The organism is Myxococcus sp. CA023 (assembly GCF_010998615.1).
GTDB lineage: Bacteria > Myxococcota > Myxococcia > Myxococcales > Myxococcaceae > Myxococcus.
Genome location: NZ_JAAEAH010000040.1, coordinates 66,606 through 83,084, shown reverse-complemented (window position 1 = coordinate 83,084; position 16,479 = coordinate 66,606). Strand labels below are relative to the sequence as shown.

General features: G+C 70.8%; 12 protein-coding genes. 2 read left to right on the top strand and 10 right to left on the bottom strand.

What is annotated here, in order from left to right; all coding sequences use genetic code 11:
• From F8M74_RS18955 to opgC, 7 genes are all read right to left on the bottom strand, one after another.
• On the bottom strand, positions 1-2,462 hold a 2,462-nt coding region (locus F8M74_RS18955), incomplete at its 3' end, for an excinuclease ABC subunit UvrA (RefSeq protein WP_141258495.1).
• Positions 2,463-2,579: 117 nt separating this feature from the next.
• Positions 2,580-3,938, bottom strand: a complete 1,359-nt coding sequence (locus tag F8M74_RS18950) for a sensor histidine kinase KdpD (RefSeq protein ID WP_141258496.1) — start codon at positions 3,936-3,938, stop codon at positions 2,580-2,582.
• Entirely contained in the window at positions 3,935-4,615 is a 681-nt protein-coding gene (locus F8M74_RS18945) for a response regulator transcription factor (protein ID WP_163884485.1), read from the bottom strand. Before F8M74_RS18945 ends, F8M74_RS18950 begins: the two co-directional genes overlap by 4 nt.
• A 22-nt stretch (positions 4,616-4,637) precedes the next feature.
• Complete coding sequence (locus F8M74_RS18940; RefSeq protein WP_141258498.1) at positions 4,638-7,727, bottom strand: efflux RND transporter permease subunit; 3,090 nt, start codon at positions 7,725-7,727, stop codon at positions 4,638-4,640.
• Entirely contained in the window at positions 7,724-8,833 is a 1,110-nt protein-coding gene (locus F8M74_RS18935; RefSeq protein ID WP_141258499.1) for an efflux RND transporter periplasmic adaptor subunit, read from the bottom strand. Before F8M74_RS18935 ends, F8M74_RS18940 begins: the two co-directional genes overlap by 4 nt.
• Complete coding sequence (locus tag F8M74_RS18930; RefSeq protein WP_216619621.1) at positions 8,830-10,038, bottom strand: TolC family protein; 1,209 nt, start codon at positions 10,036-10,038, stop codon at positions 8,830-8,832. The genes F8M74_RS18935 and F8M74_RS18930 overlap by 4 nt, the downstream gene beginning before the upstream one ends.
• A 68-nt stretch (positions 10,039-10,106) precedes the next feature.
• Positions 10,107-11,375 (bottom strand): OpgC domain-containing protein, encoded by a 1,269-nt coding sequence (opgC, locus tag F8M74_RS18925; RefSeq protein WP_141258504.1) that lies wholly within the window; start codon positions 11,373-11,375, stop codon positions 10,107-10,109.
• 199 nt (positions 11,376-11,574) lie between these two features.
• Here opgC and F8M74_RS18920 point away from each other — a divergent pair, with 199 nt between their 5' ends.
• Positions 11,575-12,933 carry a hypothetical protein gene (locus F8M74_RS18920; protein ID WP_228559123.1) on the top strand — a complete coding sequence of 453 codons (1,359 nt, stop codon included), beginning with the start codon at positions 11,575-11,577 and terminating at the stop codon, positions 12,931-12,933.
• A gap of 12 nt (positions 12,934-12,945) precedes the next feature.
• Here the strand turns inward: F8M74_RS18920 and F8M74_RS18915 are convergent, their stop codons facing one another.
• Entirely contained in the window at positions 12,946-14,160 is a 1,215-nt protein-coding gene (locus tag F8M74_RS18915; protein WP_141258502.1) for an MFS transporter, read from the bottom strand.
• Between the two features lie 173 nt (positions 14,161-14,333).
• On the opposite strand from F8M74_RS18915, the gene F8M74_RS18910 reads away from it, so the two are divergent.
• Complete coding sequence (locus tag F8M74_RS18910; protein WP_141279535.1) at positions 14,334-14,741, top strand: hypothetical protein; 408 nt, start codon at positions 14,334-14,336, stop codon at positions 14,739-14,741.
• A 25-nt stretch (positions 14,742-14,766) separates the two neighbouring features.
• Here the strand turns inward: F8M74_RS18910 and F8M74_RS18905 are convergent, their stop codons facing one another.
• Positions 14,767-15,417: a TetR/AcrR family transcriptional regulator gene (locus F8M74_RS18905; RefSeq protein ID WP_141254174.1), complete on the bottom strand. Its 651-nt coding sequence runs from the start codon at positions 15,415-15,417 to the stop codon at positions 14,767-14,769.
• A gap of 17 nt (positions 15,418-15,434) precedes the next feature.
• Positions 15,435-16,427, bottom strand: coding sequence for an aromatic ring-hydroxylating dioxygenase subunit alpha (locus F8M74_RS18900; RefSeq protein ID WP_141254172.1), 993 nt, complete (start codon positions 16,425-16,427; stop codon positions 15,435-15,437).
• Positions 16,428-16,479: the final 52 nt, after the last annotated feature.

The window sequence follows — 16,479 nt, the reverse complement described above, 5'->3', positions numbered from 1 at the left end:
CCCTTGTCCCCAGCGCCCGGGCCCATGTCGATGACCCAGTCGCTCGCGGCCACCACGCGCATGTCGTGCTCGACGAGGATGACGGTGTTGCCGGAGGCCACCAGCCCCTCCAGCTGCGTCATCAGCTTGTCCACGTCGGAGGGGTGCAGGCCCGTGGTGGGTTCGTCCAGCACGTACAGCGAGCTGCCGCGTTGGGCCCGTTGAAGCTCCGTGGCCAGCTTGATGCGTTGGGCCTCGCCGCCGGACAACTCCGTCGCGGGCTGCCCCAGCCGCAGGTATCCCAAGCCCACTTCCCGCAGGACGGCGAGCGGCCGCTGCACCAGAGGGTCCTCGCTGAAGAAGTCGTGGGCCGCGTCCACCGTCATGCCCAGCACCTCGGCGATGTTCTTGCCCCGGTACTGAATCTCCAGCGTCTTGGCGTTGTAGCGGGCCCCCTGACACGTGGGGCACGGCGCGTAGACGCTGGGTAGGAAGAGCAGCTCCACGCTGACGAAGCCCTCGCCTTCGCACGTCTCGCAGCGGCCCTTGGCCACGTTGAAGGAGAAGCGTCCCACGTCGTAACGCCGGGAGCGTGCGGCGGGCGTCGCGGCGAAGAGCTTGCGGACGTTGTCGAACAGCCCCGTGTACGTCGCCAGGTTGGAGCGCGGCGTGCGTCCAATGGGCTTCTGGTCCACCTGCACCAGGCGCTTGATGCCCTCCATGCCGGAGACAATCCTGCCGCCGGTGGTGTGGATGACCGTGCGCTCCAGCGCCTCTCCCTCGTCCTCGTTCTCCGGCACCGCGTGGCCCAGGTGTCCGGCCACCAGCTCCACCAGGACCTGGCTCACGAGGCTCGACTTCCCGGAGCCGGAGACGCCCGTCACCGTGGTGAGGACGCCCAGCGGGAAATCGACGTCCAGTTCCTTCAGGTTGTTGCGCGACACGCCCTGCAGGCGCAGCCAGCCCTTGGGAGAACGCCGCGTGCCGCGGTGCTTCTCCGCGTCGCCAAAGAGATAGCGCCGCGTCCGGGACGCCTTCACCGCCTTCAGGCCTTCGAGCGGACCGCTGTAGAGAATCTGTCCGCCCTGCTCACCCGCGTCGGGCCCCACGTCGACAATCCAGTCCGCGTGGCGGATGACCTCCACCTCGTGCTCCACCACGAACAGCGAGTTGCCTGAGCCCTTGAGCTGGTCCAACGCCTTCAGCAGCGCCGCGGTGTCCGCGGGGTGCAGCCCGGCGGACGGCTCATCGAGCACGTACACCACGCCGAACAGGTTGGAGCGCACCTGAGTGGCCAGCCGCAAGCGCTGGAGCTCGCCAGGAGACAGCGTAGGCGTGCCGCGCTCGAGCGACAGGTAGCCCAGGCCCAGCTCCGTCAGGACGTTGACGCGCTCCAACACGTCGTGGGCGATGCGCTGGGCCACCAGCGCCTTCTCCGGATGCACACGGGCAAGCGTGGCCACGTCCTTGGCCGTCCCATCCGCCACGGGCGCGAGCAGAGCCGTGAGCTCACTGAGCGGCAAACGCGACAGCTCGCCGATGTCGAGCCCCGCGAAGGTGACGGACAGGGACTCGCGGCGCAGGCGCTTGCCGTGGCATTCGGGGCAGTCGCCGCTCACCATGTACTGCGAGACGCGCCTCTTCATCAGCGCGCTCTGCGTGGTGGCGAAGGTCTGGAGCACGTAGCGCCGGGCGCCCGTGAAGGTGCCCATGTAGCTGGGCGGCTCCTTGCGCTTGAGGGCCCGCTGCGTCTCGGCCGGAGTGAAGCCCGCGTAGACGGGCACCGTGGGCTGCTCTTCCGTGAAGAGCATCCAGTCCCGGTCCTTCTTCGGCAGTTCCCGCCACGGCCGGTCGACGTCGTAGCCGAGCGTCACCAGGATGTCGCGCAGGTTCTGGCCGTGCCACGCGAGAGGCCAGCCGGCAATCGCCCGCTCGCGGATGGTCAGCGTGTCATCCGGCACCATGGACCGCTCGGTGGCGTCGTAGATGCGGCCCAGCCCGTGGCACTTGGGGCACGCGCCCGCGGGCGTGTTGGGCGAAAAGGCATCCGAATCCAGGTGCGGCTGGCCGCGTGGATACGTGCCCGCGCGCGAGTACAGCAGCCGCAACGAGTTCGCCAACGTCGTCACGCTCCCCACGGACGAACGCGTGGTGGGCGCGCCCCGGTGCTGCTGGAGCGCCACGGCAGGGGGCAGCCCGTCGATGGCGTCTACCTCCGGCACACCCGCCTGGTCGATGAGACGGCGCGCATAGGGGGCCACGGATTCGAAGTACCGCCGCTGCGCTTCCGCGTAGAGCGTGCCGAAGGCCAGCGACGACTTGCCCGAGCCCGACACGCCGGTGAACACGACGAACGCGTCACGCGGAATTCGGACGTCGACGTTCTTCAGGTTGTGCTGGCGAGCGCCGCGCACCTCCACGAAACCCTGCTCGGCGGAACCTGATGTATCTGGGTGCTGCTTCGAACGACGAGCCCTGGCCATAGGCCCCACGCTGAGTTGTCGGAAGGGATGAAATCCGGCGGCGTTGTACCCGAGGCGGATGTGGGAGACACGCGCGAACACGGGCCACGGCCCAGGCCCCGACGAACGCTCCCAGGCTCACCGGCCAGGCAGTGTCAGCAGCACCCGCGCGCCCGGGCCCGGACTCTCCACCACGCGCGCGTCGCCACCATGGCCCCGCGCCACCTCGCGCACGAGACTGAGTCCCAACCCCACGCCCCCCGCGTCCCGCTCCAGGCGGTGGAAAGGCGTGAAGACGTCCTCACGGTGCGTCTCCGGGATGCCGCGCCCCTCGTCCTGGACAGCGACTTCCCAATGCGCGTCCCGGTGCGCCAGCTCCAGCCGCACCTCGGACCCACGAGGCGCGTAGCGGAGGGCATTGGCCAGCAGGTTGTCCACCGCTCGACGAACGGCCATCGCATCCATCCGGCAGTCGGCCTCGTCGGGGCCCACCACGCGCAGCGACACACCGCGACGGTCCGCCTCCGCCCATGCGCCCGCGGCGGCTTCGTCGAGCAGTCCGCGCAAATCCCCCTGCTGCAAATCGAGGGCACCGCCCGCCGCCGACAGCTCCAACAGCGCACCGGCGACGCTGGCCAGCCGGTCCACCTCGCGCCGGTTCTCCTCCAGCACGGTGCGCAACTCCTCCGCGCCACGCTCGCGCCGCAGCGCCAGGTCCAAGCCGGTGCGCATGAGGGCCAGCGGCGTGCGCAGCTCGTGCGCGGCGCGCGCGATGAGGCGTTCTTGCGCTTCACGCGCCGCGCGCACGCGCACCGCGGCCTCGGTCAGCGCCAGGCGCACCTCCATGATTTCGTCCCGGGGCTCATCCACGGGCACGGGGGCCACCATGCCTCCGTCACGCGAGCGAGCCACCTGGTCCGCGATGCCGTGAAGCCGTCGCGCGAGCCCCCTCGCCTGCCAGCCCTGGATGCCAATCAGCACCCCGCCCAGGAGCAGCGCCAGCACGGTGGCGACGGAGGTGAAGGTGCCCACCGCCTGGTCCACCGTCCCCAGGGACGCCACCAACTGCAGGACATGGGGCACGCCCTTCGGCGAGCGCACCTGCACCGTCAGCACGCGAAGCCGCAGGCCCGTGCCCAGACGCTGCGTCTCCAGCCGCGACGTGGGCCCGTCCTCGGGTAGCACCCGTTCGTAGACAGTGGGTGACTCGGGCGGGAAGACGGAAAGCAGCGTCCCATCCGGTCCGTAGAGCCGGGTCGCGGGGACGAAGGCACGCACCTCTCCCGCCAACGGGGAGGGCTCCACGTGCAGATGCGGGCGCCCATCCGGAGCGTCGAAGAGGCTCACGCTCTCCGCCGCGGCTTGCGACAGCAAGGCTTCGTCCAGGGTCCGCTCGAGCACCACGCGGAACACCTGGACGGCCACGCCCAGCGCGGCGACCACCGCCACCACGGGCACCACCGCGCCCCACAGCCACATCCGCCGGACCAACCTCACCGAGCGCCCTCAATCACCAACCGGAAGCCCACCCCACGCACCGCCTGGATGGTCACCCCTTCCGCGCCCACCTCGGTCAGCTTCGCGCGCACGTAGCCCACGTAGACATCCACGATGTTGGGAGGCCCATCGAAGCTGGGGCCCCACACCTTCGCTAGCAGGCTGGAGCGGGTGTGGACTTCGCCCGCGCGCGAAGCCAGCTCACCCAGCAGGGCGAACTCGCGGCCCGTCAAGGCCACCTCACGGTCGCCACACGTCAACATCCGCCGCCGGGCATCGATGTGGATGGACCCTCCGCCCCAGGACTGCGTCTGGCCCTCGGAGCGGCGGTGCAGCGCTTCCAGGCGCGCGAGCAGTTCCTCGAAGGCAAAGGGCTTCACCAGGTAGTCATCCGCGCCAGCGCGCAGGCCCGTCACCCGCTCTCCCACCGTGCCGCGGGCGGTGAGCATCAGCACCGGCGTCATCAAGCCGCGTTCGCGCCAGCGCCGCAGCAGCGCCACGCCATCCATGCCGGGCAGGGCCCAGTCGAGGATGATGGCGTCGTAGGCCACCTCGCCTGCCTGGTCGAGCGCGTCCTCCGCCGTGCGGCAGGTGTCCACGAAGTGGCCCTCTTCCCCGAGCCCTCGCCGGAGCAGGTTCGCCATCCGCTCCTCGTCTTCCACCAGCAGCAGCCTCACGGCACCGGCCTCCTTCACCCCATCATGCACGCGTCTGCGTGCGCGTCCCACCCGCGAACCATGGGTAGAGCGTGGGGAGGATGACCAGGGTCAGCAGCGTGGAGGTGACGAGCCCGCCCACCACCACCGTGGCCAGGGGCCGCTGCACCTCGGCGCCCACCCCGCGAGCGAGCATCATCGGGATGAAGCCCAGCGCCGCCACCAGCGCAGTCATCAGCACGGGCCGGGCCCGCTCGCGTGCCGCCATCACCACCGCCTCACCGGGAGCATGGCCGTCCGCTTCGAGCCGCTGTTCGCGCGACATCAGCACGACGCCGTTGAGCACCGCGATGCCGGACAGCGCGATGAAGCCCACCGCCGCGGAGATGGACACGGGCAGGTCCCGGGCCGCCAGCGCCATCATCCCGCCCACGCACGCGAAGGGGACGTTGGCGAAGATGGCCAAAGCGGGACGCATGCGGCGGAAGGCGAACAGCAGCACGGCGAAGATGAGGAGGGCCACGGCGGGAAGCACCAGCGAAAGCCTTTGCCGTGCCTCCGTCAAGGTCTCGTACTGACCGCCCCACTCGAGCCGATAGCCATCAGGCGGAGCGAGCGCCTGCTCCACGCGGCTCCGTGCCCGCTCCACCACCGTCCCCAGGTCCGCGCCTCGCACGTTGAAGCCCACCACCAGCCGGCGCTGGCCCCCTTCCCGGCTCACCAGCCCGGGCGAGGAAGTCAACCGCACGTCCGCCACGCGGGAGAGCGGCACCAGGCCCCCCGTCTCCGTGGGGAGGGGCAGCTCGGCCAGGGAGAAGGCATCGGACGCGCCCGTCAACCGCAGGACGATGGGCACGCGCACCGCCCCGTCCCAGGTGGCGCCCACCTCCACGCCACTGCGCACCGCGCTCACCGCCTCCAGCACATCGACCGCGCCCAGGCCCGCACGGGCCGAATCCAGCGGGCGAGGCGTCACCTCGAGGAGCGGCACCTCCGGCGGAGCGAGTACACGCACGTCCACGGCACCCGGTTCCTGGCTCAACAGCGCCGCTGCCCGGCGAGCCAGGCGCCCGAGTTCGGTCAGGTCCTCGCCGTAGATGCTGAGCGCCACGTCCGTCACCGCGCCCCCGAGCAGCTCGTTGAAGCGCATCTGGATGGGCTGCGTGAAGGCCGGGTCTCCACCTGGGACACGGGCTTCCAGCACCTGCCCCATCTCCTCGATGAGCGACTCACGGGTGAGCCCGGGCCGCCACGCCTCCCTCGGCGCCAACGACACGAAGACGTCCGCCATCTCCAAGCCCATGATGTCCGTGGCCACCGCGGGGCTGCCCACGCGCGAGACGACCTGGCGGACCTCCGGAATCGCTTCAAGCAGGACTCGCTCCATCCGGCCCGCTTCGCTCACCGCCGCGTCCAGGCTGATGTCGGGGACACGCGTGGTTTGAATCACCATGTCGCCTTCGTCCAACTGCGGCGTGAACTCCGTGCCCGCTCGAGCGAAGATCCACCCACCCACGGCCAACAGGAACACGGCCACGGCGGCCACGGGCACGCGCCGGCGCACGCTCTGACGCAACGCCGGGGCGTAGAGACGCTCGAACCAGCGGACCAGCAGTGGCTCACGCGCGGGGACGTGCTCGGGGCGAATGAGCCAACTCGCGGCGGCGGGGATGAAGGTCAACGACAACAGCAGCGCGGTGGCCAGCGCGAAGACGACGGTCATCGCCATGGGCCGGAACATCTTCCCGTCCACGCCTCGCAGGGACAGGATGGGCAGGTACACGAGCAGGATGATGAGCACGGAGAAGAAGACGGGACGGGCCAGGGACACGGCCGTCTCCTCGACGTGCTCACGGGGCGGCCGCTTTTTCTCCTCCGGCGACAGATGCGCCAGCCGGTGGAACAAGCCCTCCACCATCACCACCGCGCCATCCACCAACAGGCCGAAGTCGATGGCGCCCAGGCTCATCAGGTTGCCGGGGATGTCCAGCGCCACCATGGCAGTGGTCGCGCCCAGCATGGACAACGGAATGGCCGAAGCGACAAGCAGGCCCGCGCGCACGCTGCCAAGCAACAGGAAGAGGACGCCCACGACGAGCAGCCCTCCTTCCAGAAGGTTCTTGCCCACGGTGCGCACCGTGCCGCGCACCAACGTGGCGCGGTCGTAGACGACGTCCAACCGCACGTCCTCGGGCAGCAGCGCTCGCACATCGGGGAGCGCGTCGTTGATGGCGCTCGTCACGGCGAGCGCATTGGCGTCCCGGAGCATCTGCACCATGACGTAGACCGTCTCGCCGCGCCCATTGGAGGTGGCGCTGCCAATGCGAGGCAGCGCGCCTTCGGTGACCTCGGCCACGTCGCCCAGGCGCACGGCCATGGCCCCAGGCCGGGGAATCAACGCCTCCGCCAGGTCAGCCGGCGCCCGAGGCCGCGCCACGGCGCGAATCAGGACGTGGCGCTCTCCCACCGGAAGGCTCGCGCCCGGAGCGCTGCCGGTGGCTCGCTCCAGCGCGTCACGCAACTGCGCGAGCGTCACGCCCCGCTGGGCCAGCCGCACCGCGTCCGCGCGCACCTCCAGCGTGCGCTGGTGGCCTCCCCAGCTGTTGACCTCCACCACGCCCGGCACCGTACGCAGGCGGGGCGCCACACGAAACTGCGTCAGCTCGAGCAACTGCGCGCCCGTGCGCTCCGGCGAGGACAGCGTGAAGTGGAAGACTTCGCCCAACCCACCGGTGAGCGGCCCCAGCTCCGGTGGGTCCACGCCCGGGGGCAGCGTGGAGCCGAGCACGTTGAGGCGCTCCTGCACCTGCTGCCGGGCCCGGTACGGGTCCACGTCGTCCGCGAACACGGCGGTGACGGAGGAAAGGCCATAGCGGGACAGGCTGCGCTGCTCCTCGAGTCCGGGCATGCCGCCCAGGGCCACCTCCACCGGCCGCGTCACCAGCCGCTCCACCTCCTCGGGCGTCAGGCCGGGCGCACGCGTGAGAACGAGCACCTGGTTGGTGGTGATGTCCGGCATCGCGTCCAGTTCCAGGCGGAGCGACACCGCGACGCCCGCCAGCGCGAGCACGCCCGTGAGGGCCAGGACCCAGACCCGGTGACGCACCGACCAGCGAACGAGGGCTTCAATCACGGCGTCACCTCATCGCCGTCACCGGCCTGAGACTCCAACAGCAGCGCCGCGCCGTCAGCGGCGACCGCGTCCCGGGCAGACAGCGGCCCTCTCACCAAGGCCTCCGCGCCGGAAGTGGCCAGCACCTCCACCTCCCGGCGCACGGGCTGCCCCTCACCGCCGCGCGTGAAGACGACCGTGCGCGCACTGTCGAAGGCCAGGGCGCGCGCGGGGACCAGCACCGTGTCCTCGCCCGCCGCGGCCTGGATGCGCAACCGGCCCCCCTGCCCCGCGCGCAGCACGGCGGCGGTGTCCTCTGGCTCGAACCACGCGCGCCACGTTCCATCCGCGGCGTCCACGACCGGAGACTGACCCACCCACCGCACCGGAACAGCGATGCCCTGAGACGACACGAAGGCGAAGCTGGCGTCCTCGGGAGGACGCACGGACAGCCGGGCCTCCAGGCGCGCGGGACCGTCGGCGGCCACCCGCACCAAGGCGGCACTGGCCTCGGGCTGCATCTCCCCCAGCACCGCGCGCACCTCGGTGACGATTCCTCCGATGGGGCTCTTGAGCCAGACGGTGCCGCGCTCCGCCACGCCCCGGGCTTCCCCGGGAGCGATGCCCGCCACGCGCAACACCGCGTGCGCCGCGACCAGGGCGGCGCGGGCCTCGGCCTGTTGCGTCTGGGCGTCGGCCAGGTCGGGCAGCTTCGCCAGGCCCTGGGCATGAAGCGCCTCCAGGCGTTCCACCTGCCGCGAATAGGCCTCCAGCCGCAGCGAGGCGGCGCTGGCGGCCCCCGCCGCCTCCACCACCTCCGGCATCAGCACCTCCACCAGCGGGTCTCCCGCCTTGACCTGCTGACCCGGCCGCGCGCGCACCTGCTGCACTCGGGCGCGAAACGGCGCGGAGAGCGCGGCGACGGCGTCCGGGCTGGACAGCACCAGCGCGGGGGCCTCCGCCAGGGCCACGCGAGACGCCGCGCGCACGGGCACCCACGCCGAAGGCGCGGAGGCGCGCGCGGGGGGCGGCGCGGGAGGAGCCTCCGCGGTGGAGGAACCGGACGTGCACGCCCCGGACAGGGCGAGCATCGGCACAGCGACGAAACGGCGGACGAAGGGCGTCATGGCAGAGCGGAGAGCAGGAGGTGGAGCCGCGCGGCGGCGAGCGAGGCTTCGCCACGAGCGAGCGCGAGCCGGATGTTGGCGGCGGCCCGGGCGCGGCGGGCGCGCAGGACGTCAGGCAGCGTGCTCTGGCCCGCGCGCAGCAACACGTCGGCCAGCCGCGCGGCCTCTTCGGCCTTGGGCGCCAGGGACTTCTCGACGACGGAGAGCTGCGCTGCGGTCTGCTCGCGCTCACGGAACGCCAGGGCCAGCTCCGCGGCGGCGCGCAACGCGGCTTCCTGGGCCTCGCCCTCCAGACGTTCAGCGGCGGCGAGGAGCGCGCCACGCTCGCGCTGACCCGCGTCGAACATCGGCGGCGTCACGCCCACCATCAGCAGGCCACTGAGCCCGCCGTAGTACTCACGCACGCCCTGCGCGCCCACCGTCACCTGCCAGCCCCGCGCGGCCCGGACCTCCGCCGCGCGGGCCCGCTCCGCCACACCCAGCAGGCGCCGGGCCTCCGCCTCTGGAAGCTCGGAGGCGCGCGCCAGCCACCGCGCTTCTTCGGAAGGCGGCGGCAATGCCACTTCCGGCAGTGCCTCCGCGACCACCAGGTGCGCATCGGGCTGACGGCCCACCAGTACCGCCAACGACAGCCGCGCGTGGGTCACCTCCGCCTCGCGAGCCAGGAGCGCCACCTGGGCCTCGGCCTCGAACCCTTCCGCTTCGGCCAGCTCCAACCGGGTGGCGCCGCCCAGCGCCAGCGCATCCGCGACGGAGGTGCGCAGCGCACCCGCCAACGTCGCTTCCTGCTCGGCCGTCGCCGCGGCCTGCTGGGCCGACCAGAGCGTCAGCCAGGCCCGCGCCACCTCCAGCCGGCGGTTCAGCAACGCGGCCACGGCTTCCCGCTCCAGCGCCCGGGTCTCCGCGCTCGCCGCGTCGCGCTGGGCCCCCGCCAGGTTCGACAGGAAGAGCGGTTGCTCCACCGACACCGTCAGCTCGAAGCCTGGACCCTCGGGCTGGGCGCGCCGCCCCGGCACCACGCTGAGAGTGGGGTTGGCGGCGAGCCACGGCAGCCGCGCATCCCACACGCGCCGCGTTTCCACGGCGCGCGCCAGACTCGCGGGCAGCGCGGCTTTCGCGGCCAGCGCCTGGGACTCGGCGAAGGTGAGTGGAGGGGACTCTCGCGCCGGGGCCGCGGCGAGGAGTGTAACGAGAAGGACCCACATGCCGCGCACCCTAGGGAGGGCGCGCGCGTGCCGTTTGAGGGCATCCTGAGAGAATTCTCAGAGAAGCCCTATGGGGTTTGACTGTTGCGCAGCGCGGCCGCCTGTCTGCACGCCACCAGCAGCATCACGGTGAACGTGGCCACCAGCACGACGACCTCTTCCCAGTCGGCCAGCGGGTCCTCGTTCTCATTGAGCAACGCCAGGCTGAGCAGGCACAGCACCAGGTGCACGGAGAACACGGGCAGGGACGCACGGCCCAGCGCCTCCAGCACGCGGGGGCGCAGCCAGCGGAACACCTTGGGGCTCAGCCAGCTCGCCAGCAGCGCCACGGCCAGGAAGTTCACCAGCCGCACGGGCGCCAGGGTCCACTTGTCGATGAGGGCGCCATACAGGCCCAGGTCGATGCTGAAGATGCCCACCTGGTAGCGCATCAGCAGCAACGCCACGCTCACCACCAGCGCCCCGCTGAGCAGCACGGGCGAAACGACCTCGCGCTTCTCCGGCGCCGTGGCACGGCCCACGCCCAGCCACACGCCCAGCACCCACAGGAACTGCCAGGCGAATAGGTCGAAGGCCCCCGACAGCTCGATGCGCAGCGGTGGCCACGGCAGCACCGGGATGAACACCAGCAAATCGTAGAGCGCGCGCTTCAAGCCCAACTGCGCCGACAACCACACCAACCCGCTCAGACACAGGATGCGCGTCCACCCCGCCTTGCGCGCGCCCAGCAGGATGAAGGGCGTCAGCAACAGCAGCACGACGTAGAGCGGGAGGATGTCGAGCAGCGGTGGACAGTAGAGCAGGAACAAGCTGCTCCACAGCGCGGTGACGGGGTCCTCGTGGAAGAAGCCCAGCAGGTTGTGGATGGCGGGACGGTGCGTCGCCATGCCCAACGTCCCGATGACCGCGAACGCGAAGGCCAGCAGCGCCACGTGGTAGCCGTAGACCTTGAGCGCCCGCTGCCAGAGGCTGCGCCACAGCACGTTCGGGTCCGCCGCTTCAATCTTGTTGGCGTACACCACGCCCACGAGGAACGCGGACAGGAAGACGAAGCCCTCGGCCGCGGAGACGAATCCGAATGGCTGGTTGCTGATCGTGTTCAGTCGCGTCGGCAGGTGCGTCAGCGTCATCAACACGAGCAGGATGCCGCGCAGGCTGTCGAGCTCGGGTCTGCGATTCATGTGGACGAAGGTCGGCTTGAAGGGTTCTCGGGTCAGGTGGGCCGTTGAGGATGCCCTCAATGGAGGATTCCACACTGTCCATAACCCATTCCGACAGAACAGGCCCAGCACCCACACACAGGGCGCCTCATCCAAGGAAGCCCCCCACGGCCACATCGACGTCACCACACACGCAGTCTGTGTAACAGCGAGCACAGCGCACACACACGCTCCGTAACTGGCTAGGCTGTGGGCGCCTCGGGCCCACCGGGCGCCGCCGCCAGTGGCAGCGCATCCAGGTCAGGCCCCGCGGCTGCACGGCGGGCCGGTCATGGCCCTCTCACTGCCCGGCCTCGCCGGGTACAGGAGAACCTGGATGCTCACATCGAAGAATCCCCAGCGCTTTCTGCACGCGGCACTCCTCTGCGCCCTGTCCTGGAGCGGCCAGGCGATGGCCTCCGGCGCGGAGGAGCTTGCCCCCACCGACGCGAAGGCACGGATCCATCCCCAGAACGCGAGGGCCCTGATACGCGCGGAGCGCCTCCTCGCGTCCGAGCCCCACTTCCTCCCCCCGCCCCTGCCTGATTGTCCCGGGATGATCGACCACGGCGTCGTCCGGCTCGGCGTCGCGCCCGCGGGGCACCTGAACCTCCCCTGCCCCACCAACACGGTCTCCAGCGGCACCTTCGGCACCCGCACGATTGGCTTGCGCTACCTGCCCACCAACGGCGAGGCCGCCGCGCCAGGGAGCGCGTGTGAGGGCTGGGGCGTCGCGAGCGCCGACCTGGGCATCTCCGGCTACAGCTCCGCGGACTGCGGCGCGTCCTCGAACCTCACGGTGGAGATCAACGCGCCATCGCCCATCTCCACCATGTCGGTGGTGCGCGTGGGGAACACGTTCCGGGTGACGCACATCTACACGCCGTCGCCGGTGACGAACCATCTGTACCAGGTGGACGTCCTCATCGAGAACATCGGCACGGCCTTCATCTCCGACCTGCGCTACACGCGCGGCATCGACTACGACATCCTGCCCAACACCTTCTCCGAGTACGTCACCGTCGCGGGCACCGCGGGCAACCCCTGGGTGGTGAGCGCGGTCGACAACAACTTCGTGTCACTGGACCCGCTGGCCATCAACTACTCGCTCATGGGCGGCACGGGTGACTTCACCAACGTGGGCCCTGGTGACCTGGGCGCGCAGCTCGACTTCCGGCTGGGCTCGCTCGCCGTCGGGCAGGTCCGCTCCTTCCGGACGTTCTATGGCGCCGCGGGCAACCAGGCTGACGCGCTCAATGCCCTGTCGGCCGTGGGCGCGAGCACGTACTCGTTGGCCAAGGGAAACTGGAACGGCACCGGAGACCCGCTGAGCCCCACCGGCGCACCTGCGGGGACGTTCGGCGTGACCACCGGCCAGCCGAACACCTTCATGTATGGCTTCCGCCCGCCGGAGTCGCCGACGAGCTGCACGGTGGAGTGCCCCGGCTTCCTGTCCCACGGCGTCTACACCGTGGACCACTCGGGCGACCTGGACCGCTGCGTCGTCAACGGCCAATACGCGAACAACACCGTGGCCGTCACCTACCTGTTCGGCGAACGCGTCGAGTTCACCTGCAGCGACTACGGCAGTCCGCATGGCAATCCGTGCAACGTCGGTCCCGGCGCTGACACCTGCAACCTGGCGGCCTTCCAGAGCCTGTGCAGCAGCCCGACGTTCGCGCGGTACTGCCTGTAAGCGGCCGCGCGCTCAGACCTTCAAGCTCGACTGCGGCGGCGCATCCGGAACGCGCCGCCGCAGGAGCGAAGCCCCCACCAACAGCGCGACGCCCGCCGCCACCGCCCCACTGGTGAAGGGCGCACCAGGCCCCAGCCGTGAGTAGAGGAAGCCGCTCCACACCGGCCCCACCACGCGCGCGAGCCCGCCCGCCGACTGCACCACGCCCAGCACCCCGCCACGCAGCTCGCGCCCCGCGAATCCGGAGGCCAGGCTGGCCATCAGCGGCTGCAACAGGCCCGTCCCCGAGCCCACCAGCACCATGGCCAGCACCAACATGGCACCGTGGCTCGCGGCGGCGATGCACGTGAGCCCGGCCCCCATGCACGCGGCGCCCACCAGCACCAATGTCGTGTCCCGGACCCGGCGCGTCAGCCAGCCGATGACGAAGGCCTGAAGCACGAAGGTGACCAGGCCCATCAACGCGAAGAGCCGCCCGATCTCCTGTTCGCCCCAGCCGAACCGCGCCTGGGCCAGCAGCCCCAATGACACCTGGAGGTTCGTCATCCCGATGAACACCAGGAACGTCAAAGCCAGCACCGCGCCCAGCCCGGGCCGGGCCAGGACGTCGGACAGCCGCACGCGGGGACGGCCTGGCTCCTCGTGCCGCTCCGCCTGCGGGCGGTGTGTCTCCGGAAAGAAGAAGAGCACGCCTAGCATCGCCGCCGCCGCCATCACCGCGCCCGCCAGCGGTGGCGCCCAGGCGCCATGCACATGGAGGAGGCTGCCGATGACGGGCCCCAGCACCATGCCCAGGCCAATGCCCGCGCCGACGAGTCCCATGCCCGCGGCCCGCCCACGCTCGTCCGTGACGTCCGCCACCGCCGCCTGACACGCCGCCAGGTTGCCCGCGGTGGCTCCCGCGAGCAGCCGCGACGCGAACAACCACGGCAGCCATTGGACGTGGGTGGAGTACGCGAACAGGGCCATGGAGATCGCGTTGCCCAGCAGGCTCAGCAGGATGACGGGGCGGCGCCCCACCCGGTCCGACAGCCGCCCCAGCACCGGCGAGGCGACGAGTTGCGCGAAGGAGAACAACGCCAGCAGCACACCCGCCGTCGTGGCCGTCCCGCCCATGGACTCCACGTAGAACGGCAGCAACGGGATGATGAGGCCGAAGCCCACCAGGTCCAGGAACACCGTGACGAAGACGAGCGCCCGTACCCGTCGCTGCACGTTCCGGGGCACGGGAGAAGTCCATGATGGCGGGGGCATGCGCCAGATGATTGACGGCCCCGCCCGCCAGGGGAACAGGTTTCGCGTCCGGTGAATGGCCAGACCCAGCCGTGATAGACTCTACATCCCCGGAACCCCTGCGCAGCGACAGGGCCCCAGCCTCGGGGATTGAGAGGAACTTCGCCATGCCTTCCCGTCGACACAGTCTGTCCTGGAGCGTCGCCGTCCTGCTGACCTTCGCGGCGACCGCCGCGAGCGCAGAGTCCCCTGAGCCCAACGTTGCCGTGGCGAGCGCGGCGGTGTGCTCGCAGAGCGTGCAGTCCGACGCGGAGGTCAGCGAGCCGGACCTCTCGGGCCTCGCCTGTGTCATCGTCCGGTGCAGCTCCGAGCAGCAGTGCTGGGACGCATGCCCAACGGCGCGAACGGCGACATGCTCCCGCAACGCTTGCAGCTACACCTACGGCGGTGGAGGCGGTGGTGGAGGAGGAGGCGGCGGCGGTCCGAAGTGCCCGGTGACCAAGTGTAGCGATGACGCGGACTGTGTCTGCCAGGGCGTCCAGGGGTACTGCGCGAACCGGGCCTGCGCCTACTGAGAAGCACTGCCCGCCAGGGTCCGCCTCAGCGCCGCTTCGCGGGAGGCGGGCCCACGGGTTTGGGGACCAGCAGGTCCTCGAAGAGGGAGAACACCTGCTCCGCCCCGCGTTGGAGCGCCGGCACTCCGCTGTGCGCCCACTGTTCGAGCAGCCACCCATCCGTGGCCTGTCCGATGCCCATGAGGGACGTCAGCAGCAGGGACTCCGGCACATCGCCACGCACCGCGCCGAGCGCGCGCCCGTCCGCCAGGACACGCTGGAACCACGCCACTAGCGGCCCTTCGAAGCGCAGCCACGCCTCCTGGAGCTTCGGATGGGTGCGCGCCTGCGACATGCTTCGGAGAAGCCGGGCCGAGCGCTCGTCGTTCACGATGTGCGTCGTCAGCGCGAAGTAGCGCTCACGCAGGGCGCGCCAGAAGCCGTCCGCGTCCGCGGGACGCTGCCAGGCCCCGAATCGCTGCGCCAGCGTGTCCAACGTGAGGGCCAGCACGGCGGCATAGAGGTCGTCCTTGCCCTCGAAGTAGTAGTACGCGACCCCCTTCGAGAAGCCCGCGCGCTCCAGGATGCGGTTGTAGGAGGCCCCATCGAAGCCGTGCTCCGCGAACTCCTCCGCGGCCACGGCGAGGAGTGTCTGTCTGCGCTCGGGATCGAGCCTGCTGGCGCGGGGACGGGGCATCGGACGCAGCGTTTCTATCAGGATGCGCCAGGAGTGTCGCCGAGCGCCGCGCGATGCAGCTGATGCCACGCGATGATGGCGCGGTCCGCCCGGATGAGCGTGCCGTGGGCCAGCGCACCGGAGCGAGGCAGGCTGGAGCGGACCATCCGGTAGTCGTCCGGCTGGATGAAGCGGAACTCGAACGCAATCGCCAGCCGGGCAGCGAGCCACCGGAGCCCTGGCAGCCGGACATATTGCTGGTGGAAGCGCGCCGCGATCCACGTGTGCTCGGCATCAACGGGGGTGCAGACGACGGCGGCGACCAGCCGGGGCGTGAAGCGCAGGTGGAGGACGCCCGGGTAGCCCACGTCGATGGCGAAACGAAACCCCGTCCCAGGCGGACGTGTCTCCTTGCGCAGCCAGCCGACGGTGCGAATGGCCCCCGCGTCCACGTGGACCTCATAGGGGTCCAACCGCGTGTAGCCCGGCGGGACATAACGCCGGTGCGCGAAGGGAAAGTGATGGAGGTCCAACATCCCCTCCATGACCCGGGTGAAGCGTGCGTTCCAGACCTCCTCCACCGCGGCGCTGCTCGAATCAGGTTCCGGCGCGTCCGCGAGCCAGGGCAGCGCGGGAAGGGACGCGGGCGCCCTGCCCCCCAGCCACGCCCAGATGAACCCATGCGCCTCTCGTACCGGATGCATGCGCAGTGCGAGGCCTCGCGAGGGCTTCGCGTCACGCCCCTCACAGGGCATGGCCAGACAAGCGCCGCCACCGTCGTAACGGAAGCCGTGGTAGGGGCATTCGAGCGCCCCCTGCTGCACGCGTCCGAGCCCGAGGTCAGCGCCCCGGTGGGGACAGGCCGCGTCCGCGCAGTGGGCCTCGCCCGCGGCGTCCCGCCAGAGCACGAGCCGCCGCCCCAGGCGCTGGATTCCCAAGGGCCGTCCCGTCCCGAGCGCCGGTGACCGCGCCACCGCGTACCAATGCGCCGCCCACTGTTCGGCGTGCTTCGAGCCTGTCGCCTCGTTCATCGAACACCCAGCCTGGACCGATGGTTGGACCACTGGTCTAATACTGGTGGCC

Bases quoted from the DNA above. Each gene is read 5' to 3' on its own strand.
- F8M74_RS18935 (WP_141258499.1), bottom strand. From the start codon at position 8,833: ATGACGCCCTTCGTCCGCCGTTTCGTCGCTGTGCCGATGCTCGCCCTG.
- F8M74_RS18930 (WP_216619621.1), bottom strand. From the start codon at position 10,038: ATGTGGGTCCTTCTCGTTACACTCCTCGCCGCGGCCCCGGCGCGAGAG.
- opgC (WP_141258504.1), bottom strand. From the start codon at position 11,375: ATGTGGCCGTGGGGGGCTTCCTTGGATGAGGCGCCCTGTGTGTGGGTG.
- F8M74_RS18920 (WP_228559123.1), top strand. From the start codon at position 11,575: ATGCTCACATCGAAGAATCCCCAGCGCTTTCTGCACGCGGCACTCCTC.
- F8M74_RS18910 (WP_141279535.1), top strand. From the start codon at position 14,334: ATGCCTTCCCGTCGACACAGTCTGTCCTGGAGCGTCGCCGTCCTGCTG.
- F8M74_RS18905 (WP_141254174.1), bottom strand. From the start codon at position 15,417: ATGCCCCGTCCCCGCGCCAGCAGGCTCGATCCCGAGCGCAGACAGACA.
- F8M74_RS18900 (WP_141254172.1), bottom strand. From the start codon at position 16,427: ATGAACGAGGCGACAGGCTCGAAGCACGCCGAACAGTGGGCGGCGCAT.